The following is a 22,758-nucleotide window of genomic DNA, read 5'->3' as shown; positions in this document are numbered from 1 at the left end:
GTTAAAGGCGTCCATTTCCGATGGACGCCTTTTCCTTTTTTTCGTCATTAGGTGTATAATGAGTAGCGATGTGAATCGTCATCGATATAGAGAATTTACGAGGAGTGTTTGTAGACATGAGCAAAACTGTACCTGTCGGCGTATCCGCGCGTCATATTCACTTGACGCAGGAGCATATTGAAATTTTGTTTGGACAAGGCTACCAATTAACTGAATTCAAGCCTTTGTCGCAACCGGGGCAATTTGCCGCAAATGAACAAGTGGCTGTCATCGGATCGAAAGGCCAGTTCGACAAAGTCCGCATCTTGGGTCCAGCTCGTCCGGCTTCCCAATTGGAAATTTCCCGCACGGATTCCTTCGCCATCGGCGTCAAAGCACCGGTGCGCGAGTCCGGTAACATTGAAGGCACACCTGGCATCAAAGTCGTAGGACCTGCTGGTGAAATCGAACTGGAACAAGGCGTAATCGTCGCAGCGCGCCATATTCACTTCCACACTTCCGATGCGGAGAAATGGGGCATCAAAGACAAGCAGCTCCTGAAGGTTCGCTTGGGCGGCGAACGCGGTTTGGTGCTTGAGAACGTCATCGCCCGCGTGTCCGACAACTTTGCACTTGATATGCACATCGACACGGACGAAGCGAATGCGGCCGGTGCCAAAACAGGCGATACGGCTGAAATCGTCGACTGAACGGATAAGGTGAACGAATAAACAAAGGGCTTGACCTAGGCTACTTAAGCCAGGGTCAAGCCCTTTTTGGCGTGAAGCTTACGCCTCAATGGATACCGCGTGGGCAATACAAGGAATGCTCTCCCCTTGTTGAAAGGAAAGGGGAGATAGCAACGCGCCGGTAGCCACAACGAGGATTCGTTTTAACTCACCACGCTTGACCCGGTTCAGCAAATGCCCGTAAGTGACGACCGCGGAGCAGGCGCAGCCACTGGCACCGGCCTGGACTTGCTGCTTCTCGTAATCATAGATCATCATTCCACAATCCTGATAGGTGGTTTGCTTGATCGGAATGTTGTGGCGGACGAACAAGTCATTGGCGATGGCATAACCAACCTTGGACAAGTCTCCGGTGACGATCAAGTCGTAGTAGGAGGGTTCGATTTGCAGATCGCGAAAATGGGCTTGAATCGTATCGACGGCCGCCGGAGCCATCGCCGCGCCCATATTAAACGGATCGGTGATCCCCATATCGATAACCTTGCCGATGGTGGCGGATGTGATCGATGGCCCATCTCCTTCGGGAGACACCACCGCGGAACCCGAACCGGTAACCGTGAATTGGGCGGTTGGCGGCTTCTGTGAACCATATTCCGTCGGGTAGCGGAACTGCTTCTCCACACTGCCGTTATGGCTGCATGTCCCGGCCACAACGTATTTCGCACCGCCGGAATTGACGACATAAGCAGCCATTGCCAGCGTCTCCATCGAGGTAGAGCAGGCGCCGAACATGCCGATGTAGGGAATGCTGAGCGTCCGTGCAGCAAAGCTGTTGCTGATGATCTGGTTCATCAGATCACCGCCGAAATAGAACTGGATCTGCTCCTTGGTTAAGCCGGCATGCCTGATCGCCAGTTGAGCCGACTCCTCCAACAGCGTCTTTTCGGCCTTTTCCCAGCTGTCTTGGCCCATATAGAGGTCCGCATGAATTACGTCGAAATCTTCGGCCAGCGGCCCTTGCCCTTCAAACGGTCCAACGACAGTGGCCGTGCTGATAATTTTTGGCTTGTTTTCGAATACCCAGCTTTGATGGCCCTTCAGCATGTTAGTGTCCTCCTCCGGCATACCCTGGGACAAACACGGCATAAATTAACCCGATGATAAAAGCGGCCACCGTCCCAAATACGATCACGGAGCCCGCTAATTGGAACATCCCTGCACCGACCCCAAGCACCAGTCCCTCGGGGCGATGCTCGATCGCCGTTGAAGCCATCGAGTTCGCAAACCCCGTAACAGGAACGGCCGTGCCGGCCCCAGCCCATTGCGCGATTTTATCATAAACTCCCAAGCTCGTGAGCAGGATGGAGACGATCACGAGGATGGCGACCGTCGGATTAGCAGCCGCTTTCTCGCTCATCCCAGCAAAATGGATAAAGGCCTGTCGGATGCATTCTCCAATCAGGCAAATCAATCCGCCGACCAAAAAGGCCCGCAGGCAATTGACGGCCACCGGACGCTTCGGCTCATGAGCATTCGCCAGCCGTTGATATTGCTGTTGCGTCGGGGTCAACTGCTTATTTTTTTTCTTGGCCATGCTCCCCATCCTCCTATTGGATTAATAACGGTTTGACTTGATCGATGACCTGCTGCAGGTTGGCCGAGCAATCCCCATAGAGCTTCTTCGCCGCTTCTTCGTCCGTCGAAAGGGCAAACAGCTCCAGATCGGCTTCGCACTTTTTCAACTGAGATAGCAGAACGGCTTTTTCTTGAGGTTGCGGTACGGTGATTTGATCGTCATACAAGTCAACGTAAAACTGGCCATAGGCATCGACTTGCCCCAAATTGACGTTATCCAGCGAAACGCCAAGCTTCTCCAGCTCGGTATTCAGCCACTTCCGGTTGAGTCCCAGCGTCGCGAGCGGCTCGTCCATGATTTTACCGTCGATAATCACCGTTTGCGGCTCAGGCTCGGGAGCAACCTTGATCCCCAATTGGGATGGTGTGAGAGGCTGATATTCATTCTTCAACATCGCATTGATCTGTCCATCGGGCTCGATAACTGCAAATTCCACTTCGGCAACTTTGAAAATACTCTTCTTCCTTAGCTGCTCCATGAGTTCTTCGTTGGTCAGCTTCTCCTTCTTCAGGTTATCCTCCAAAACTTTGCCGTCTTTAATGAGTATCGTGCTGTTGCTGTCGAGCCAATCCCGCGCTTTCTTGCTCTTGAGCTGCAGGAATTCGATACCGAAGGAGACGAGAAACCAGACGGTAACTGCGATCAATCCGAGATACCAGTCGGTGTTAATATCCAGTGAAATATAGGCGGTGATACTCCCGATCGTGATCCCGGTAACATACTCGAAGAAGGTAAGCTGAGAAATTTGCCTTTTTCCGAGCAGACGGGTGAGAATGAACAAAACGACGATAGCCACCAGCGTTCGGACGATGACTTCCAACCACATCGGCATGGGGAATACTCCTTTCTAGACAATCCAAGTCGAGATAACCCAATTATGCGCGGGGGTGCGTAAATTTAGTAAGACAAAATGTGGAAGGAAGATGACGCGTATGAATCCGTTTTGGAAAGGTGAAATTATGCTTTGTTCAAAGCATCAAGCAAAAATAAAGGTGGTGAAATAATGACAGTAGCAGCTCAAGTCAAAACGACCTTAGCGTCCTTAAAAAGTGCACAAGCGAACCTGGAGCAATTCGCTTTAAACACGCAAAACCAACAAGCGAAAGATCTGTTTACGCAATGTGCGGAACAAACTCAACAAATCGTGACTCAAGTGGAAAGCCGCGTCTCGCAGCTGGAAAGCGAAGAACCACAATACAAGGGATTTTAAACGATGAATCGAACCAGGCCCGTTCTCTCGGACGGGCCTTTTGGCGTTTCATTTATCATTCGCAGGAATGCGTCCGGCTTAGCGGGGCGAGGGCCTTTATCTGGATATCCAAGCCCGCCCATGTTATAATTTAGTGTAATGCATTTTTAGATATTATGATGATGCCCATAAGGAACGAAGATAGATCAGGTAAAGGAGTGAACGGGCAACATGGCTAAGGAAACGAAAGATTATTCCAAATATTTTGACTTCTCGGACGCCCGGGTCATTTCGGAGGATGAACACGGGAAGAAAATCCGAATCCGAGGCCGGGATATTCAAATTTTGTCCGAACCGAACCATCGCATGGAGAAGCAGCGGGGGAAAGAAGACGTACAGGTCCTGTACGAGAACGCGGTTCCCGACGAGCTTAAGGGGATCGGTAACGGCAAGCATTATATCGTATATACATTTGGTTGCCAGATGAACGAGCATGACACCGAAACGATTAAAGGTTTGCTGGAGCTTATGGGTTACCGGGCGACCGAAGATCGTAAAGTTGCGGATATCATTTTGCTGAATACCTGTGCCATTCGGGAGAATGCAGAGGATAAGGTGTTTGGCGAATTAGGCCATCTCAAAGGCTTGAAGACGGAGAAGCCGAATTTGCTGCTGGGCGTTTGCGGCTGTATGTCACAGGAAGAAGGCGTGGTCAAGCGCATCCTTCAGAAACACGGGTTCGTGGATCTGATCTTTGGCACGCATAATATTCACCGTTTGCCGCATCTGATACAGGAGGCATTGTTCAGCAAAGAGATGGTGGTCGAAGTCTGGTCCAAGGAAGGCGACATCATCGAGAACTTGCCGAAGAAACGGGAAGGCATGCGGGCGTGGGTGAACATCATGTACGGATGCGACAAGTTCTGTACATATTGTATCGTGCCGTTTACCCGCGGCAAGGAGCGCAGCCGTCGTCCGGAGGACGTCATTGCAGAGGTGCGAGAACTGGCGCGCCAAGGCTATAAAGAGGTGACGCTGCTCGGGCAAAATGTCAATGCGTATGGCAAGGACTTTACCGACATTAACTATACTTTTGCCCATCTGATGGACGATATCCGCCAAATCGATATTCCGCGCGTCCGGTTTATGACATCGCATCCACGCGATTTTGACGATGCATTGATCGATGTACTGGCCAAAGGCGGTAACTTGGTGGAGCACATTCATTTGCCGGTGCAATCCGGCAGCAGTGAAGTGTTGAAGAAGATGAGTCGGAAGTATTCTCGCGAGCATTATCTCGAACTCGTGCGCAAAATCAAAGTGAAAATTCCGAATGTCGTGCTGACGACGGATATCATCGTCGGATTCCCGGGTGAAACCGAGGAGCAGTTCGAGGATACGTTGTCCCTTGTACGCGAGGTTGGATTCGATTCGGCATATACGTTCGTCTACTCTCCGCGGGAGGGGACGCCGGCTGCTGTGATGGAAGACAACGTTCAGATGGAAGAGAAAAAGGCACGGCTTGCTCGGCTGAACGATACCATTAATGAATTCAGCCGCGTCAGCAACGAGGAGCAGCGCGGACAGATCGTTGAGGTACTGGTCGAAGGCGAAAGCAAGAACAACACCAATGTGTTGTCCGGCCGTACCCGCAGCAACAAGCTTGTTCATTTCGAGGGCGGAGCGGAATTGATCGGTACATTTGTTCAAGTGGAGATCACCGATCCGATGACTTGGTACATCAAAGGCAATCTTGTAGAGCAAACCGCCAAATTGGCGTAACCCAGGGGAGGTTAAAAACGGTGGAACAGCATAAAGATCAAACCGATTGCGGAATTCCAAAATTCGATTCGCGGGATCTTGTGATTCGCGAGGATATTATGAGTAAAGCTAAGGAATTGGCCGAATTGATCGGCACCAGCGAGGAAGTACAGCAGTTTCAAAAAGCGGAGAAGCTGGTTCAGCAGCATGAACGCATTCAGACGCTGATCAGTGCGATAAAGAAGAAGCAGAAAGAAATCGTCGCATTCGAGACGTTCCAGAATCAAGCGATGGTTCAAAAAATCGAACGCGAAATCGAGGAACTGCAGGACGAACTGGATGGGATTCCGATCGTAACGGAGTTCCAGCAAAGCCAAAGCGATATCAACTATTTGCTCCAACTGGTCGTCTCCGTGATTCGCGATACGGTAGCCAGCAAAGTAAATGTCGAGTCGGGTAGCGAGCCGGCCGTCTCCTCCGGTTACGGAGAGTAAAGCGAAACAGTCGGTGCGGAGGCAATCCCTCCGCTTTTTTTATGGAGGTGGTTGTTTGAAGCGCCATCTCTTCGGAATATTATAATACAGAGAGAAGCAAGGATAGGGGGGCAACACGTGAATTGGAGTGAAGAAGTACTACGTCGCGACGAGCAATCGTTCTGGGGGCTTTTGGGGCTGCGCCTCATCTCAGCCGATCGAACGCTAGTGGAGCTCGGCCTGACGGCAGAAGCAGCCCATCTCAACTCCATGGGCATTGTGCACGGCGGTGTGCTGTCGTCCATGATGGATCAAGCGATGGGGACACTGGTGGCCACGGTTAAGGGCAAGCTCGGCGTGACAACCCATTTAAATGTCAATTTCTTGAGTCCGATGCGCACAGGAGAACTCGTGGTGTCGGCATTTCCGTTGCATGAAACTTTTCGGACCATGACGTTACGCTCCGAGGTTCGCAACGAAGAAGGAACCCTTGGTTGCATATCGACGGCAACATTCCGTTTGCCGAAATGAGCGAAGGAACCGTCGGCAGGTTAATATCGCATGAATTCGCAAATGCCGGACTTATTGGTCGGCCGGCGTTATCCTAGACGATGTGGTGATACGTGATGAACGAAGAACAAAAGCAGGTAGTTAATGAGGTTAAAAAATATCGGACGCCGGACGGAATCCCGGCCGACATCGTCATGTTTACGTTGACGAGGCAGGAACGAAAGGCATCGACCAAATCGCTGCCGCACTTTGATCTGAAGGTCATGCTGATCCGCCGACGGAGCTGGCCATTTGCCGGTGCCTGGGCTTTGCCGGGCGGTTTCTCGCAGGAGGATGAATCGCTGTACGAAACGGCGCGCCGCGAACTGAAGGAAGAAACCGGCGTTGACGGCTCCCATCTGGAGTATCTAGGCGTGTACAGCAAGCCGGGGCGGGATCCACGCGGTTGGATTATCTCCCATGCCTTTTTCGCGCTGGTGGAAGAATGGGTGCTGGAGAAACGACAATCGGCAGATGATGCACAGGAAGTGGGTCTCTTTACCGTTCACGAGGCCTTGGAGGATTTGCAGCTTGCCTTCGACCACCGCGAAATTTTGCAGAACGCCTATAAACGCATCCAGCAACAAATGCTGCATACAACGATCGCCAAGCAGTTCCTGCCTCCGCATTTTACGTTAGGCGAATTGTATCAGGTGATTCAAACCGTTGTTCCGGACTTTGCAGAGCTGAATTTTATCCGTAAAATTACATCGACGCGGAGCCGTCAGGGGATACTGGAGGAAGTCCATGACGAATTGGGCAAACCGATGTTATCCAACCAGTATTCGCAGCGTCCTGCCCAGTTGTACCGGTTTACCGATTTCACACCGCAGCTGTCCATCTATACCTAATCCCAAGCAAGAACTACATAACTAGCGGCTGTCGGTGAATGGATAGTACGAAGGGAGAGTGAGATCATGAAAGCTCTGATCGTCATCGATTATACGAATGATTTTGTGGACGGCAACCTTCCGGTTGGCCAACCGGCAATCGACATCGAACCGGCGATTTGCCGGTTGACGGAGTCTTTTGCGTCGCAAGGCGATTTTGTCGTCATGGCCGTTGATCTGCACGAACGGGAAGATCAGTGGCATCCGGAGACGAAGTTATTCCCGCCCCATAATTTGAGGGATACGGAAGGGCGCGCTTTATATGGCCGTTTGGCTGAAGTATATAAGCTGAACCAGGACCGGATCTATTGGATGGACAAAACTAGATATAGCGCGTTTTGCGGGACGGACCTGGAACTGAAACTGCGAGAGCGCGGGATTACGGAAGTGCATCTGATCGGCGTGTGTACGGACATTTGCGTGCTGCATACGGCGGTGGACGCCTACAACAAAGGATTCGCCATTACAGTTTATGAAGATGCGGTAGCCAGCTTCAACCCGGATGGGCATACCTGGGCGTTGGGCCATTTCCGCAACAGTTTGGGAGCCGCCGTAACCAACACCCAGAGAGGATGAACAGGGATGCCAACCACGGGTTTAGCACTGCATACCGATAAATATCAGATCAATATGATCTACGCGCATTGGATGAACGGAACGCATTTGCGAAAGACGGTGTTTGAAGCCTACTTCCGCAAGCTCCCGTTCGGCAACGGGTATGCGGTGTTTGCAGGCTTGGAGCGGATCGTGGACTATATTCGGCAGCTCCGGTTTACCGAAGAGGATCTAGCTTATTTGGCCAAACAGGAGGAGCACTATAAGCCGGAATTTCTGGACCTTCTGCGCGGGTTCGAATTTAAAGGCACATTGATGTCGATGGAGGAAGGCGCACTTTGCTTCCCGAACGAGCCGTTGATTCGCGTGGAAGGGACGATCACGGAGACCCAACTGGTCGAGACGGCGCTGTTAAACTTCATGAATTTCCAGACCTTAATCGCCACCAAAGCATCACGGGTCAAGCGGGTCGCCGAGAACGACGTGCTGCTGGAGTTCGGCACCCGACGGGCACAGGAGGCCGATGCGGCTATTTGGGGGGCACGGGCCGCCTATGTAGCTGGTTTTGACGCAACGTCCAATTTGCTGGCCGGTGAAAATTTCGGCATTCCAACCAAAGGGACGCACGCTCATTCGTGGGTGCAGATTTTCGATTCGGAGCAGGAAGCCTTCGAGATATACGCGAAGGCGTTGCCGGATCAGGTTTCGCTGCTGGTCGATACGTTTGATACGTTGAAAAGCGGCGTCCCGCATGCGATTCATACCGGAAAAATGCTGGAAGCCGCCGGCAAGCGGCTCGGCAGCATCCGCCTAGACAGCGGCGATTTGGCTTACCTCTCCATCCAAGCCCGCAAAATGTTGGATGATGCCGGCTTGCCTTATGTCAAAATCGTCGCGTCCAACGACCTTGACGAGAATACGATTTTTAACCTGAAGGCCCAAGGGGCAAAGATCGATATTTGGGGCGTGGGGACCCAGTTGATTACGGCGGCGGACCAACCGGCACTGGGCGGGGTCTATAAGCTTGTAGAACGGGAGAAGGACGGACGGATGGAGCCAACGATCAAAATCTCGGGCAATCCGGAGAAAGTCACGACCCCGGGCAAGAAGGACGTACTGCGGATCGTTAGTAAAGACAGCGGTAAAGCGATTGCGGATTACATCTGTTTTCCGCAGGAGCAGCAAGCACGGACGGGCGGCAGCCTTCGGTTGTTCGACCCAGTACATCCTTACATCAAAAAGTCGGTGAAAAACTACGAAGCCGTAGCCATGCTGCAACCGATCTTCGTGGATGGTCAGCTCGTGTATGAGCTGCCGACACTGGACCAAATCCGTCAGTATCACCGAGAGCAGTTGGATTTGTTCTGGCCGGAGTATCTGCGTAAGTTGAATCCGGAGTTTTACCGCATCAGCTTAAGTCAGGAAGCATGGGAATTAAAGCAAAAGATGATCGAGGACTATCTGGGCCATCAAGAGGAGTAGAGCCGTTCGATACGTCCTGCAACACAAAAAGATCGCTTCTCGCCTTACCGGCGGAGCGATCTTTTTTGCTAGGAAATTATTTCTCGGGAAAGCGCAAAAAGCGCTATAAATCGGCGGTTTGGCCGCCGGATTCGACAAGTTAACGACGGGACTCATATTTCGCAAAATAGTGCGCAAACAAAATATCGATTTGCCGCTCGACGGCTTCTTTACCTGGTCGGTTCTCCAAGTGCTTAATCTGCTTCGACAACACCAGCGGGAACAACACGGCTGCATTAATTTGCATCATCATAATATATAGGATTTCCGTATCGGTTTCGCCCGTAATTTCCTCCAAAGTACCGCTGATCTTGCCGAATCCGGTCGTTTTCATAAAGCTGGTGAAATCCTGTCGAGATTCGAAGGTAATCCGGCCTTTGCCCAGAACTTCATGCAGTAATCCGGGATATCGAAGCACCAACTCAACATATTGTAGCAGAAACGCCTTCAATCGATCTTTGGGATGAAGCGAAGTGTCGTCCAGAACGGAAAAGTTCGCTTGAAAAGAAGTCAACAATAGCTTTAACGCTTCGTTGATCAAATTGTCTTTCGAGCCGAAGTAGTAATTCACCAGGGCGAGATTGACATTGGCAGCAGCGGTAATTTTACGCAAGGTGACCTGATCGGCCCCTTCCGTCTTAATGAGCTCCATTGTTGCCTGAATGATATTCTGTTTGGTCGATAGCCCCTCCGCGCAATTGCTCATCGTACCGCTCCTTTATGCCATCCATTCTTCTGCCAAGTATAACAAATGTCAAGGTAGGATTAAAAGATGTTTAAATTCAACATAATACGCTTTCACATGCGGTGTCAAGAACAAGGCGATGGGGGTGCCAACCAGAAATTGAAGGAGCTACCGGAGATCGGTGTCTTGACAAAATCGGGGCATCCGTTTAAATTTGATTTAAACATTGTTTAAAACGGTGTTTAAACTAAAGAGAAAGCTGAGTGAGAGAATGCCAAAAACTGTGGAAAGTTCGATCGAAACCAAGGGATTTTCCATCCGTTCGATTATCGCGCCCCTGATGGCCGTGATCGTCGGGATGATTATGGTGATCTTGGACAGCACGGTAGTTAACGTGGCCGTACCGAAACTGGTCGACTTCTTCGCCACCGACTTGAAGACGGTGCAATGGACGATCACCGGGTATACGTTGGCATTATCTGCCGTGATTCCCTTAGCGGGCTGGATGACCGATAAATTTGGGGAGAAACGGATTTTTCTCATGACGATCGCGTTGTTTACGGTTGGGTCCGTGTTATGCGCCATGGCGCAAACGCCAGAGCAATTAATCGTATTTCGCATCATTCAAGGCCTAGGCGGCGGGATGGTATCGCCAATTGGGTTTGCGATGGTGTTTAAATTGGCGCCACCCGAGAAGCGGGGAGCGGTGATGGGGGCACTAGGCGTTCCGATGCTGCTGGCACCCGCGTTGGGGCCGGTATTGTCCGGTTGGCTGGTGGAGAACGTAAGCTGGCACTGGATTTTTCTGATTAATCTGCCGATCGGGATCCTGGCCTTTCTCATCGGGCTCCGATTCTTGCCTAAGTCCGAACGTCGGGAAGCACCGCAGCTTGATAAACTAGGGATGATTCTGGCTCCGATCGCTTTTGCGATGTTGACCTATGGAGTCAGCGAAGGGGGGACGAGTTGGACTTCGGCGACGACAATCATCGGTCTTAGCGTCGGAGCCCTTGCCTTACTTCTTTACATTCTCGTTGAAATTAGACATAAGCAACCACTCCTGGAACTACGGGTGTTCGGTTCATCCCATTTTACCCGGGGGATCATCCTGGTCTGGTTCGCTCAAGCGGCATTGTTCGGTTCAATGATTCTTACTCCGTTATACCTGCAACAAGTGAGAGGCTACAATGCCCTGGAGACGGGGATCTTCTTACTGCCTCAAGCGCTCATGTCGGCATTGTTCATGCCGATCAGCGGACGATTGTTTGACCGGGTTGGAGCACGTCCGCTGGCTTTTATCGGCCTCGGCGTCGTATCCACGGCATTGTTCCTGCTGTCGCGAATCACGGCAGACACTTCTTTGGCGATGGTACTGGTGCCGCTGGGCTTGCTGGGCAGTGGCATGGGGTTAACGATGATGCCGCTCAATACGCATATCCTTAACTCTGCGCCACGTCATTTGGTCGCCCGGGTTACCCCGCTTATGACGGCCGCGCAACAGGTGATCGTCTCCTTTGCGGTGGCAGGCCTAACGGGTTATCTAACCTCGCAGATTACTAGTCATATGACGAAAGCAGCACAAGGCGGAAATCCGCTGGAAGCCGCGGCATCCGGCTTTGGAGATACTTACTTCCTGGCGGCATGCATCGCGGCGGTGGGATTCCTGCTGACCTTGATGCTGTCTAAACCGAAGCAGCAACCTGAAGCCGCCAAGGACCAAGCGGTCGAAGGAGCTCAAGCAGATCCCAGCTTGATGGCGGGACATTAAATCGAAAATGAAATGCGAAAAGCACTCTTTCCATTCGGAAAGGGTGCTTTTCGTTTACCGCCATTCGTTAGCTCGTAATCATTGCGCCTCCATTGACGTGAATCGTTTGCCCGGTCACGAAGCTGGAATCGTCGGAGGCCAGGAACACGTACACAGGTGCCAGCTCAAACGGCTGTCCGGCTCGCTTCATCGGGGTTTCGAGGCCGAATGTAGAGACGTATTCCGCGGAATAGCTGGAAGGGATCAGCGGGGTCCAGATCGGTCCCGGTGCCACCGCATTGACGCGAATGCCCCGATCGACGAGCGATAGCGCCAGAGAGCGAGTGAAGGAGACGATCGCGCCCTTGGTGGAGGAATAATCGATCAGCAACGGTGCGCCGGCGTAAGCGGTGATCGAAGCCGTGCTGATGATTGTGCTTCCGGACCGTAAGAAGGGAAGCGCCGCCTTGGTCATATAAAAGTGAGGGAAAATGTTGGTAGCGTAGGTTTGGTGCAGCTGTTCGGTAGTAATGGCCTCAATCCCTTGCCCCTGAGGATATTGAACGGCTTGATTGAGCACCAAGATATCGATTTTGCCGAACTGCTGAAGGGTATGATGGATAACGGCTCTGCAGAAAGCTTCTTGACGCAAATCGCCGGGGATCAGCAGACAGCGTCGGCCCAACTCTTCAACGCGCCGCTTGGTGGCTTGGGCATCCTCGTGTTCGTAGAGGTACACGATAGCCAGATCCGCCCCTTCCTTGGCGAAGGCGATAGCCGTGGCCCGTCCGATCCCGCTGTCGCCGCCGGTCAGGATGGCGACCTTGTCCTTCAGTTTGCCGCTTCCGACATAAGCGGGATTCTCCGAAATGGGGGGCGGCGCCATCAACGTTTGGAGCCCCGGTTGTCTCGGTTGATGCTGTGGCGGGAAGGAGATCGGCTGCTCCTCGCATACTGTTTTGGAACTGTAATAAGGGTACTTTGGAATCATCCTTTAGGTTCCTCCTGGAAATTAGTTCTGCGCTATCCTATTCATCGCGTGACAGTGTGGTGTATTCGCCCAAACAAGAATGTCTATATGACTTTTGTTACATAAGTCACATCGCATCTATGATAAATTTTAAAATTAAGAAAGATATCTTTTTGTGTGATGTTTTGCACTTATTTACGTCGTGATGAACTCGCATTTGCGAAGAAGGGAGTCAAGCGCGTGGTACAATTACCGAAATTAAACGAGCTGGGATTTTTTGAAATCCGTTTGGAATCCATTGGGGGGCTGGGTGCGAACCTGGCAGGGAAAATGCTGGCCGAAGCCGGGGTTGAAGGAGCCGGACTGAATGGGGTCAGCTTTTCTTCTTATGGCTCGGAGAAAAAGGGATCGCCGGTAAAGGCTCATATCCGCTTCTGCGATTTAGATACGCCGATCCGTGATACGTCGCCGGTGGAACGCCCGCATATCGTGGGGATTTTTCAAGAGGCGCTGGCGAAGACGGTGAACGTGATCAGCGGGATTTACGAGGATAGTACGGTGCTGGTCAATTCGCGCAAAACCCCTCAGCAACTGAAGGAGAAAATGAAGCTGATTGGCGGCACGATCGCGGTCATCGACGCTACCGGCATCGCGCTGGAAGAGAAGAATCGGGTGAACATGGCGATGCTTGGTGCGATGTTCCGGCTTTGCCCGTTCCTTGATCCGGAAACGATGAAGGACGTCATCCGCAAATCGCTGGAGAAGAAATATCCGCAAACGGTAGCTCCGGCCTTGGCGACATTTGAGCGGGGCTACAACGAAGTTGTATTTGAAACCTTTGCTTTACCGGAAGGGGTCAGTATGCCGGCTTACGTTCGGGCGGATACGCCGGTGCTTGGATATGAAACCCAGCCGATCGGCGGGATCGTCATCAATCCGGGGAACAGCATTCTGAAGGACCTGAGCATTTCCCGTTCCGGGATGATGCCGCACTTCAAAGAAGAGACATGTATTCATTGCGCCCAATGCGACAACGTTTGCCCGGATAATTGCTTCGTCTGGGAGGAACGCCCCGACAAGAAGGGCCGTCCGCAAATGTTCCTCAAAGGGATCGACTATCAATATTGCAAAGGTTGCTTGAAATGCATTCATGCCTGCCCAACCGACGCTTTATCCGGGGAGCGGGAAGAAGAGGGGTACGCTGACTCGCATCGCGTGCCGCATCTGTTCGATTTGGCGATTCGCTAATTAAGCGGGAAAGGTGGTATTTTGACAATGGCGATCGATTTGGAAAAAGAACGCCGCTCCGGCACGATCGAGCAGCGCGTGGTTTATGAGTCGGGGAATGAAATGGCAGCCTATGCGGCCAGCCAGATCAATTATCATATTATGGGGTATTTTCCGATTTCCCCATCTACCGAGGTAGCCCAATTCCTCGATCTGATGAAAGCGAACGGTCAGCATGACATAAAGCTGATCCCGTCGGACGGGGAGCACAGCTCGGCAGGTATTTGCTACGGCGCTTCCACCGGCGGCGGCCGGGTATTCAATGCGACAAGCGCCCAAGGTTATTTATACATGCTGGAGCAGATGCCGGTCCAATCGGGGACACGGTTTCCGATGGTCATGAACCTGGTCTGCCGCTCGATCTCCGGGCCGCTGGATATTCACGGCGACCATTCGGACTTGTATTTTGCGCTGAACACCGGCTGGCCGATTCTGATGTGCCGCGATCCGCAAGCCGTCTACGATATGAACCTGATGGCGATTAAGCTGGCCGAGGATCCGGAAGTCCGGCTACCTGTGCTTGTGGCCTCTGATGGATACTTTACTTCTCACCAGAAACGGCGTGTACACACCTTCGCCAATCAGGAAGATGTTCTGAAATTTGTTGGCGATCGGCCACCGGGTAATTTCCCGCATACGCTCGACCGCAACAATCCGATTACGGTTGGCCCTTACATGAATGAACCGGATTACATTAATAACTGCTACCAGCAATCTGTTGCGATGTATAATGCAGAACATGTCTTCGAACGGATCGCAGGCGAGTATGCCGAATTGACCGGACGCGAATATCAAATGCTCGATCTCTATCGGATGGAGGATGCAGAAGTCGCGGTCTTCCTGATGAACTCGGCCTCCGAGATCATCAAGGACGTTGTAGACGATTTGCGCCGCCAAGGCATCAAAGCCGGCTCGATCGCGCCAAACATGATTCGTCCGTTCCCGCAGAAGCAAATCGCCGAGGCATTGAAGAACGTCAAGGCGATTACAGTTGGCGACCGCGGTGATTCCTACGGCGCTTATGGCGGGAACATGGTCAATGAGATCAAAGCCGCTCTGTTTACCCACGGCAATCATACGACTCAGGTGATCGGCCGGATTTATGGCCTTGGCGGCAAGGAGTTTTATGCCGAGGACGGGCATCACTTGTTCCAATTGGCGATTGACGCGGCGAAAGCGGGCCGGGTGGAAATCCCGTTCGATTACTACGGCCATACGCCAGGGGATCCGGAGAAGACACCGAAACGGGTGATGAATCCGCTGAAATTCGAAGACCTGAAGACCGGCTTGATCACGGTCACCAAGAATGAAGAAACCGGGAAGCTGGGTGTACGGATTCCGCCGCTGCGCGCGTTAACAAAGAAACCGAAGCGAATTGCACCGGGACACGGCGCTTGCCCGGGCTGCGGGATTTTCTCCGGTCTGGAGCTGTTCTTCAAAGGGATCGAAGGCGATATCGTCGCTCTGTTCCATACGGGTTGCGCGATGGTGGTAACGACCGGCTATCCGTATTCGTCTCATAAAGCAACTTACATTCACAACCTGTTCCAGAACGGGGCGGCCACCTTGTCCGGCGTCGTCGAAATGTTCTGGGAGAGAAAACGCCGCGGCGAGCTTGACGAGTTAGGTCTCAAAGAAGATTTCACCTTCGTCATGGTTACCGGTGACGGCGGGATGGACATCGGTATGGGGCCGGCGATCGGCGCCGCATTGCGCGGTCATAAAATGATCATTATCGAGTATGATAACGAGGGATATATGAACACTGGGGCGCAGTTGTCGTATTCGACGCCGCTCGGTCATCGCACATCCACCTCGAACATCGGCAAGGTGCAAAAGGGGAAAGCGTTCCAGCACAAAGACACACCGCAAATCATGGCCGCAACGAATATCCCTTATGTCTTTACCGGCAGTGAAGCCTATCCGCAGGATTTGGTGAAAAAAGCAGCCAAAGCCCAGTGGTACGCGCAGAACGAAGGCTTGGTTTATGGTAAAATACTGATAGCATGCCCGCTCAACTGGATTTCGCCGGACGATCAGGGCACCAATATCATCGACGCGGCCGTCAACTCCTGCTTCTTCCCGCTGTACGAGGTGGAGCATGGGCAAACGACGATTACGTACAATCCGGAAGAGAAGAACAATCGCGTTCCGCTGACGGATTGGTTGAAGACGATGGGGAAAACTCGCCACTTGACCAAACCGGAAAACGCCGAGGCATTGGCGGAATTCGAGCAAGAAGTGGAACGGCGTTGGAAGGTTCTCCAAGCCAAACACGAAAACCCCTATTTGTAAGGTAGTTAAAAAGTCGTCTTTTGATCACGAAGCAGGACCAAGAAAGGTTTCGACTTCGAATCTTGAATTCAGCCGGGCCAAGCGTATGCTTCCGATGTATGTTTCCTACGGAAACATTTCTGTTGCTCACGTACCTCCATGTACGCTCCGCTACTCAGTCCCTAGCTTTATCCAACCTTCTAGGTGCTGAAAATCCGACTTTTTAAACCTTTATTTGAAGCTTTCAAATTCAACCCGGAAGAAGCGGCTATGGCCGCTTTTTTCGTTAAGTAGAAGATGAACGAGTTTAGGAGGATATACGAATGGATCAACCATTTCGCGCGTATCGCGTACACCAGGACGATTCCGGGTTCCGTTCGGGGGTCGAGCGGTTAGACGTTTCGGCGCTTCCCGATGCCGATGTGACGATCAAGGTACATTATTCCAGCGTCAATTATAAAGATGGCTTGGCGAGTATTCCGGAGGGAAAAATCGTGAAAACCTATCCGTTTATCCCTGGCATCGACTTGGCCGGAGAGGTTATGGCCTCCCGCGATGCACGATTCCAGCCCGGTGACCGGGTGCTATGCACCGGCTATGGGCTGGGCGTCACGCATGAGGGCGGGTTCGCCGAGGTCGCCCGCGTACCGGGCGACTGGTTGGTGGCGCTGCCGGATGGGCTCTCGCCCCGGGAAGCGATGGCGATTGGGACGGCCGGGTTTACGGCAGCGTTGTCGGTACGGCGGCTGCTGGACAACGGATTGGCGCCCGGACAAGGTCCCGTGCTCGTCCTAGGCGCCACCGGCGGTGTTGGCAGCATGGCCGTGGCGATCCTCAGCCGGCTCGGGTTCGCCGTAACCGCGGTCACCGGAAAGCCGGAATCGCGGGAGAAGCTGGTCGCGTTTGGTGCAGCCGAAGTCCTTTCCCGCGAGGAAGCGGCTTCGGGAGCCAAAGGCGTGCTCAGCAAAGAGCGTTGGGCTGCAATTGTCGACCCGGTGGGCGGTGCGATGACCGCTGACCTGCTTAAATCGGTACGCTACGGCGGATCTGTAGCCTTGTCGGGGCTGACCGGTGGCGGTGGGATCGAAACGTCCGTGTACCCGTTTATTTTGAGGGGGATTAATCTGCTTGGCATCGATTCCGTATTTTGTCCGGAGCCGCTGCGCCACCGCCTTTGGCAGCTTCTGTCCGGCGAGTGGAAGCCGGAACAGGTGCTGACCGGGGGCATTACCGAGTACTCGCTAGAGCAGTTGCCAGAAGCTCTGAATACAGTTTTGGCCGGCAAAGCCATCGGCCGTCAGGTCATTTCCTTAAACTAATCATCTATATGGTATAATTTGGGGGCTGTTGAGACAACCTAACACCATCGGCTGAAGCTGGCTTACAAGCTAAGGGTAAAGGATGGGATGCCAATGAGATGGTGGAAGGTTGGATTGGGAATGGCCGTGGCGCTGTCATTGACGACAGGATGCGGCAACCTGCAGCGGGTAGCCAAGGATGAAATGAGCAAATATAATATGCAAAGCTACCGGCAGGGGAATGAACGCCAACTAACGAGCGGCACGACGCTTAACACAGCGATGCTGCAAGCCTTGAAAGCGGAATGCGCGCAGCGGGGGATTCGATTGACGCATGAAACCTATGCCGAAGGGCTGGACGGGAATATTAGCTACAGTTATTTTATTAACGGAGATGCGCGGCATTTTATCGTCGTGCATGTGTTTCCCAATGAGCAGGATCGAATTCGCGAAATCTCCGAAATATACGGAAGCGAGGATGGAAAAGGAGAGATCGCGGCCAATTCGGTATCCAATCAAGCTTCGTTGATCTCAGCCAAGGGCAACACCGCTTTAGTCTACGCGTCAAGCGCACAGAAGGACAGCCAATACCGGGAAGAAATGAAGGCAGTATTCGGACAGTTACTGGAGCAAATGAGGGATCGTCCAGAGTAAGTGCCAATGGCCTGCCTATAAAAAAACCAACCGCTACCCTTCGTTCCGGACAGGGAAGCAGTTGGTTTTTTCGCCTTTTACTTCTTGTAGATTTCGCGCATGACATGACGCAGCTCGGGTAGAATGATGCGCTGCATCGCCAGCTTGACGGCGCCCTGCGATCCGGGCATGGAGAAGACGGCCATATCGCCGATCGTTCCAGCAATCGCCCGGCTGAGGATGGCGGCCGAACCGATATCTTCGGTAAAGCTAAGGTAGCGGAAAATTTCCCCAAACCCTGGCATCTCCTTGTTGAGCAGGCTGCGTACAGCCTCGTAGGTGGTATCCCGCGGAGCGATGCCGGTGCCGCCGCTCAGCAGAACGGCTTCAATCGCTCGGTCAGAGGCCGCTTCCCTCAGCAGTTGGCGAATGCCGTCATAATCGTCTTTGACGATAGTATAGCGGGCAACATGATACCCGTTGTCTCGAAGCAGCTCTTGAATCAGCCGACCGCTCGTATCGGTCTCTTCCGTACGGGTATCCGAGACGGTGATGACCAGACATGATACCTCGTCCGGCGCTTCCATCCGGTGTTCATCGACGGATCTCATCGTGTTCGCTTCCTTTCTTTGGATGTTATTTACATTGTATCATGTTTGACGGACTTGGGTTGTACGGGAAATGTAGTTGCATGTCCTGTAAGGTTGGTGTAAACTCGCATTCATATGCATTTATGCTTTAGATTATCAGAGATGAGGTGGGAAACAGGGTGACACCCGTTTATATATTATCCGGTTTTCTAGGAAGCGGCAAAACGACGCTGCTCCAGCGGTTGATTCGTCATTGGATGGAGCAGGGGCTTCGTCCGGCCGTGATCATGAATGAAATTGGGGAAGTGAACCTCGATGGTCTGCTCGTTTCAAGCGAAGTACCGATGGCTGAAATGCTGGGCGGCTGCATCTGCTGCACCATTCGCGGCGACTTAAGTGTGCAGATGGCAGAGCTGATCGAAGGGGAGAAGCCGGACTTGATCGTGATTGAGGCGACAGGTGCGGGGAATCCGATGGAAATCTTCGATGCGGTAACCGAGGTTTCGCTTTATCTCAAATTGGATATTAAGCCAATGGTCACCGTCGTCGATGCGGCCCATATGGCCGATTTGCACGCATCGCAGCAAGGAAAAACGTACCGGCTCATGGTGGAGCAAATCCGGTGCGGCTCCGTGCTGGTTTTGAACAAAATCGACTTGCTCGAACCGGATCGTCAGCGGGAAATGTCGGAGTTCTTGCGTCGCACGAATCCTTATGCCCGAATCATCCCGGCGGTGAAATGCGATGTGGATTTGTCGCTACTATGGAAGGCGGCAGATGGGCAAAACAACATCGACCCAACAACTCAACGCGGACATGATCATAATCACGATCTCAACGAGGATCACAGACATGATCATAATCACGATCACAACGATGATCATAATCACGATCACAACCACGCACATACCCACGCGTCGCACGAGCATGTCACTGTATACACGCACTATTTTGACGGGCCGGTGGACAGCGAGGACTTCGAACGTTTTATCGCCGAATTGCCCCGGGAAGTCTATCGCGGCAAGGGCGTCTTACGATTTACGGATACGGCCAGTCGTTTCCTGTTTCAGTATGCCTACCGGGAAGCCGATTACTTAAAAGTCACCCCTCAGGGGAATGTTCCCGATGTGGCTGTATTTATCGGCGAGCATTTCGACCGGAATGTGATCGCTCAGCAGTTGAAAGAACTGGAACGGAAGCAAGCCGAACCTGAGTAAGGCCAGACCTGGACTCGAAATTCCGAATACAATCCGCTGATTCGGCGAAAAGGGCGATTTGTATTCGATTTTTCATATACAATTCGCTGGGTTTGGCGAAAAGGGTGAAATGTATTCGGTTTTTCATATACAATTCGCTGGATTCGGCGAAAAGGGCGATTTGTATTCGGTTTTTCATATACAATTCGCTGGGTTCGGCGAAAAGGGCGATTTGTATTCGGTTTTTCATATACAATTCGCTGGATTCGGCGAAAAGGGCGATTTGTATTCGGTTTTTCATATACAATTCGCTGGGTTTGGCAAAAAGTGTGGATTGTATTCGGTTTTTCATATACAATTCGCTGGATTCGGCGAAAAGGGTGTAATGTATTCGGTTTTTCATATACAATCCGCTGGATTCGGCGAAAAGTGTGAAATGTATTCGGTTTTTCATATAAAATCCGCTGGATTCGGATCATTTACGTGCATCTCGACGAGCTTGGGAGTGAGGTTGTGACCCGTGCAACGGAACGCATACCGTTGGGGAGATTGCCGAAGCGGTCCTTGCCAAACTTGGGGAAAGCGCCGAGCCGCTTATGCCGCGCTTGAGTAAGTTTATCGAGATCCTGGAAGCCAACGATTGGCTCATTTGGGTGGGGTATGACGCAGAAAGCCAAGTTGAAATCAAGCGTTTGCCTTTACATCAAAAAAACAACCGTTCCTAAGGTTGAAGGAACGGTTGTTTTTGTCTTCCCCATGCATTTAGCTCGGATTCGCTACCGGCGAGATTGCAGGTCCGGCTCCTGGAGCGGCTGGGGCCTCGGTAGTCCCCAACTGCAGCCGGTACATTTGATAGTACCGTCCGCCCAGGGCGAGTAGTTCTTCGTGCGTGCCGCGTTCGACGATTTCGCCGCGGTGCAAGACGAGAATCTGGTCGGCGCTGCGAATCGTGGAGAGGCGGTGGGCGATGATAAACGTCGTCCGGCCGCGTTTCAGTACCTCCAGCGCGGATTGAATGAGCGCTTCGGTTTCCGTGTCGATGTTGGCGGTCGCCTCATCGAGAATGAGGATTGCCGGGTCGAACGCAAGCGCCCGAGCGAAGGAGATCAGCTGACGTTCGCCGGCGGACAGCGTGCTGCCCTTTTCCACGACCGGTTCGTCCATGCCTTTTGGCAAGTGGGCTAATATCCGGTCGGCGCCAACGTCGATCAACGCTTTCTCCGCCGTCTCGCGGGCAATCCGCTCATCCCCCAGCGTCACGTTCGAAAGAATCGTCCCGGTGAACAGGTACGGATCCTGAAGCACGATCCCCATATGCTGGCGGATCCATTGCTTCGGCAGCTCCGTTACCGGCTGTCCGTCGATCGTGATCGTGCCTTTTTGCGGGTCATAAAACCGGAAGAGCAAGTTGATGATCGAGCTTTTGCCGGAGCCCGTGTGACCGACCAACGCAACGGTCTGACCTTGCTTCGCCTCGAAGGAGATATTTTTCAGCACATAGTCCTTCTTGTAGGCGAACGAGACATCCTTAAACTCCACATTTCCTTTGTAGCGCGGCATCGAACCATCAACGACATCTTCGCCCGGTTCGTCCATCAGGGCAAACACCCGTCCGGCGGATACCATCGAGGAATCGAGGGCGGCGAGCTGATTGACCATCCCGGTAATCGGCTGAAACAATCGGCCAAGTACGTCGACGAAAGCATACAGCACGCCAAGCGATATCGCGCTCGTCGCGTCAAGCTGCGCCGAGCCGAAATACCAGAGCACGGTGGCAAACGCCAGATTACGAATCACATTCACCAGGTTGTGTGAAGTGAACGCGTTTAGGTTCAACATCTTGTTTTGGTGTTTCATGTAATCATTGTTCAGGTTCTCGAATTCTTCCTTGGTCTGCGACTCGCGGCGGAAAATTCGGATAATCGACATCCCCTGGATCGATTCGTTAATGATGGCATTGATCTCGCTTAGCCGCGAGCGGATGATCGTGTTGTATTTCGTCGCGAACTTGCGATAGTAAACGACCCACAGGTAAATGATCGGAACAACAAACAAGCAGATGAGTCCGAGCCGTACGTCCAGGATAAACAAAGCGACGTAAACGCCCAGCATGTTGATGATCCCGGAGAAGAAGTTCGCCAATACAGCGATAAACAATTCCTTTACCGCCTCCGTGTCGTTGGTGACGCGGGAGACGACTTTTCCGGCCGGCAGATTATCGAAAAAATGCACTGGCAGCCGCTGAATATGAGCATAGACGTCCATACGCAGCTTGCGGATGACCTGGTTGGCCGAGGATTGCAGCCAGTAGGTTTTGCCGAATTCCATCACGATGGAAATGGCCAGAAACACGAGGTACCAGATGATGAGCGACATTATGCCAGGCACTTCCGGTTTGTAAAAAGCAAACAGGCCTGCCGCGCTTAGTTTTTGCGCCGGATATTGGCTGCTTACGCCGTTCTTTCCGGTCAGGGTCAGAACGCCATTGTCGTAACTGCGGTCACCGGAGACTTCCGGGACGGACGCATCAACGAACACGAAACTTCTGCCGACCTGCAGCACACGGACTTCGGCGCCTTTGACCTCGCTACCTGCGAAACGGTCGCCCCGTTTAAAGGTACGCCCATCGTAGTCAACGGTAGATGCGTCTTGCCCCGTTGTTTCGTAGAACGGTTGCTCGATCGCCAGCATGTGATTGTCGATCATCGAGCGGGCGATAAACGGCCCCGCCAGTTCGGCAGCCACGCCGATCGCCAGCATGACGAGCGCGAGGATAAATGTTCTTTTCGCCGTTAAGGCGTATTTGAAAAGTGCTTTTCCCGTATGGGTGTGCATG

Annotated in this window: 21 protein-coding genes; 14 read left to right on the top strand and 7 right to left on the bottom strand. The window is 52.5% G+C overall.

From position 1 onward, the window contains the following. The first annotated feature begins 116 nt into the window (after positions 1-116). A complete protein-coding gene (gene pduL, locus KJS42_RS00855; protein WP_155607986.1) occupies positions 117-689 on the top strand; it encodes a phosphate propanoyltransferase in 573 nt (190 codons plus the stop codon). Positions 690-767: 78 nt separating this feature from the next. On the opposite strand, the gene spoVAD is transcribed toward pduL, so the two are convergent. The 3 genes from spoVAD to KJS42_RS00840 are packed head-to-tail and all read right to left on the bottom strand — an operon-like array spanning position 768 to position 3,136. Further along, the gene (gene spoVAD / locus KJS42_RS00850; protein WP_155607985.1) at positions 768-1,772 is read right to left on the bottom strand and encodes a stage V sporulation protein AD; all 1,005 of its coding nucleotides are present in this window, start codon (positions 1,770-1,772) and stop codon (positions 768-770) included. 1 nt (position 1,773) lies between these two features. Continuing rightward, on the bottom strand, positions 1,774-2,262 hold the full coding sequence (spoVAC, locus tag KJS42_RS00845; RefSeq protein ID WP_213621710.1) for a stage V sporulation protein AC: 489 nt from the start codon (positions 2,260-2,262) through the stop codon (positions 1,774-1,776). 13 nt (positions 2,263-2,275) lie between these two features. Beyond that, a complete protein-coding gene (locus KJS42_RS00840; RefSeq protein ID WP_155607983.1) occupies positions 2,276-3,136 on the bottom strand; it encodes a DUF421 domain-containing protein in 861 nt (286 codons plus the stop codon). A gap of 171 nt (positions 3,137-3,307) precedes the next feature. On the opposite strand from KJS42_RS00840, the gene KJS42_RS00835 reads away from it, so the two are divergent. From KJS42_RS00835 to KJS42_RS00805, 7 genes are all read left to right on the top strand, one after another. Beyond that, positions 3,308-3,514 (top strand): DUF1657 domain-containing protein, encoded by a 207-nt coding sequence (locus KJS42_RS00835; protein ID WP_155607982.1) that lies wholly within the window; start codon positions 3,308-3,310, stop codon positions 3,512-3,514. 210 nt (positions 3,515-3,724) lie between these two features. Continuing rightward, positions 3,725-5,275 (top strand): tRNA (N6-isopentenyl adenosine(37)-C2)-methylthiotransferase MiaB, encoded by a 1,551-nt coding sequence (gene miaB, locus KJS42_RS00830; protein WP_155607981.1) that lies wholly within the window; start codon positions 3,725-3,727, stop codon positions 5,273-5,275. Positions 5,276-5,295: 20 nt separating this feature from the next. Then, on the top strand, positions 5,296-5,748 hold the full coding sequence (locus KJS42_RS00825; RefSeq protein WP_213621709.1) for a YlbF/YmcA family competence regulator: 453 nt from the start codon (positions 5,296-5,298) through the stop codon (positions 5,746-5,748). Between the two features lie 117 nt (positions 5,749-5,865). Beyond that, entirely contained in the window at positions 5,866-6,258 is a 393-nt protein-coding gene (locus KJS42_RS00820; RefSeq protein ID WP_213621708.1) for a PaaI family thioesterase, read from the top strand. Positions 6,259-6,353: 95 nt separating this feature from the next. Then, positions 6,354-7,127, top strand: a complete 774-nt coding sequence (locus KJS42_RS00815; protein WP_213621707.1) for an NUDIX domain-containing protein — start codon at positions 6,354-6,356, stop codon at positions 7,125-7,127. A gap of 66 nt (positions 7,128-7,193) precedes the next feature. Further along, a complete protein-coding gene (locus tag KJS42_RS00810) occupies positions 7,194-7,742 on the top strand; it encodes a cysteine hydrolase family protein (RefSeq protein ID WP_213621706.1) in 549 nt (182 codons plus the stop codon). A 6-nt stretch (positions 7,743-7,748) separates the two neighbouring features. Continuing rightward, positions 7,749-9,203, top strand: a complete 1,455-nt coding sequence (locus KJS42_RS00805) for a nicotinate phosphoribosyltransferase (protein ID WP_213621705.1) — start codon at positions 7,749-7,751, stop codon at positions 9,201-9,203. Positions 9,204-9,342: 139 nt separating this feature from the next. On the opposite strand, the gene KJS42_RS00800 is transcribed toward KJS42_RS00805, so the two are convergent. Beyond that, positions 9,343-9,948, bottom strand: coding sequence for a TetR/AcrR family transcriptional regulator (locus KJS42_RS00800; RefSeq protein WP_155607977.1), 606 nt, complete (start codon positions 9,946-9,948; stop codon positions 9,343-9,345). A gap of 250 nt (positions 9,949-10,198) precedes the next feature. On the opposite strand from KJS42_RS00800, the gene KJS42_RS00795 reads away from it, so the two are divergent. Next, positions 10,199-11,695, top strand: coding sequence for a DHA2 family efflux MFS transporter permease subunit (locus tag KJS42_RS00795; protein ID WP_213621704.1), 1,497 nt, complete (start codon positions 10,199-10,201; stop codon positions 11,693-11,695). 67 nt (positions 11,696-11,762) lie between these two features. Here the strand turns inward: KJS42_RS00795 and KJS42_RS00790 are convergent, their stop codons facing one another. After that, positions 11,763-12,665, bottom strand: a complete 903-nt coding sequence (locus KJS42_RS00790; RefSeq protein WP_213621703.1) for an SDR family oxidoreductase — start codon at positions 12,663-12,665, stop codon at positions 11,763-11,765. A 219-nt stretch (positions 12,666-12,884) separates the two neighbouring features. Here KJS42_RS00790 and KJS42_RS00785 point away from each other — a divergent pair, with 219 nt between their 5' ends. The 4 genes from KJS42_RS00785 (at position 12,885) to KJS42_RS00770 (ending at position 18,157) form a co-directional block, all read left to right on the top strand. Next, on the top strand, positions 12,885-13,892 hold the full coding sequence (locus KJS42_RS00785) for a 2-oxoacid:acceptor oxidoreductase family protein (protein ID WP_213621702.1): 1,008 nt from the start codon (positions 12,885-12,887) through the stop codon (positions 13,890-13,892). A gap of 27 nt (positions 13,893-13,919) precedes the next feature. After that, positions 13,920-16,226 (top strand): thiamine pyrophosphate-dependent enzyme, encoded by a 2,307-nt coding sequence (locus KJS42_RS00780; RefSeq protein ID WP_193415265.1) that lies wholly within the window; start codon positions 13,920-13,922, stop codon positions 16,224-16,226. Between the two features lie 302 nt (positions 16,227-16,528). After that, the gene (locus KJS42_RS00775) at positions 16,529-17,524 is read left to right on the top strand and encodes an acrylyl-CoA reductase family protein (protein ID WP_213621701.1); all 996 of its coding nucleotides are present in this window, start codon (positions 16,529-16,531) and stop codon (positions 17,522-17,524) included. 93 nt (positions 17,525-17,617) lie between these two features. After that, positions 17,618-18,157 carry a hypothetical protein gene (locus KJS42_RS00770; protein ID WP_213621700.1) on the top strand — a complete coding sequence of 180 codons (540 nt, stop codon included), beginning with the start codon at positions 17,618-17,620 and terminating at the stop codon, positions 18,155-18,157. A gap of 77 nt (positions 18,158-18,234) precedes the next feature. On the opposite strand, the gene KJS42_RS00765 is transcribed toward KJS42_RS00770, so the two are convergent. Continuing rightward, positions 18,235-18,747 carry a MogA/MoaB family molybdenum cofactor biosynthesis protein gene (locus KJS42_RS00765; protein WP_193415268.1) on the bottom strand — a complete coding sequence of 171 codons (513 nt, stop codon included), beginning with the start codon at positions 18,745-18,747 and terminating at the stop codon, positions 18,235-18,237. Between the two features lie 158 nt (positions 18,748-18,905). Between KJS42_RS00765 and KJS42_RS00760 the strand changes: the two genes are divergently transcribed. Next, positions 18,906-19,943 (top strand): CobW family GTP-binding protein, encoded by a 1,038-nt coding sequence (locus KJS42_RS00760; RefSeq protein ID WP_244868343.1) that lies wholly within the window; start codon positions 18,906-18,908, stop codon positions 19,941-19,943. Positions 19,944-20,684: 741 nt separating this feature from the next. On the opposite strand, the gene KJS42_RS00750 is transcribed toward KJS42_RS00760, so the two are convergent. Continuing rightward, on the bottom strand, positions 20,685-22,757 hold the full coding sequence (locus tag KJS42_RS00750) for an ABC transporter ATP-binding protein (protein ID WP_213621698.1): 2,073 nt from the start codon (positions 22,755-22,757) through the stop codon (positions 20,685-20,687). Position 22,758: the final 1 nt, after the last annotated feature.

Origin of the sequence: Paenibacillus sp. J53TS2, assembly GCF_018403305.1 — a bacterium.
Classification (GTDB): Bacteria; Bacillota; Bacilli; order Paenibacillales; family Paenibacillaceae; genus Fontibacillus; species Fontibacillus rhizolycopersici.
Note: the sequence above shows the minus strand (reverse complement) of the source record. Positions and strands in the feature narration are given on the sequence as shown.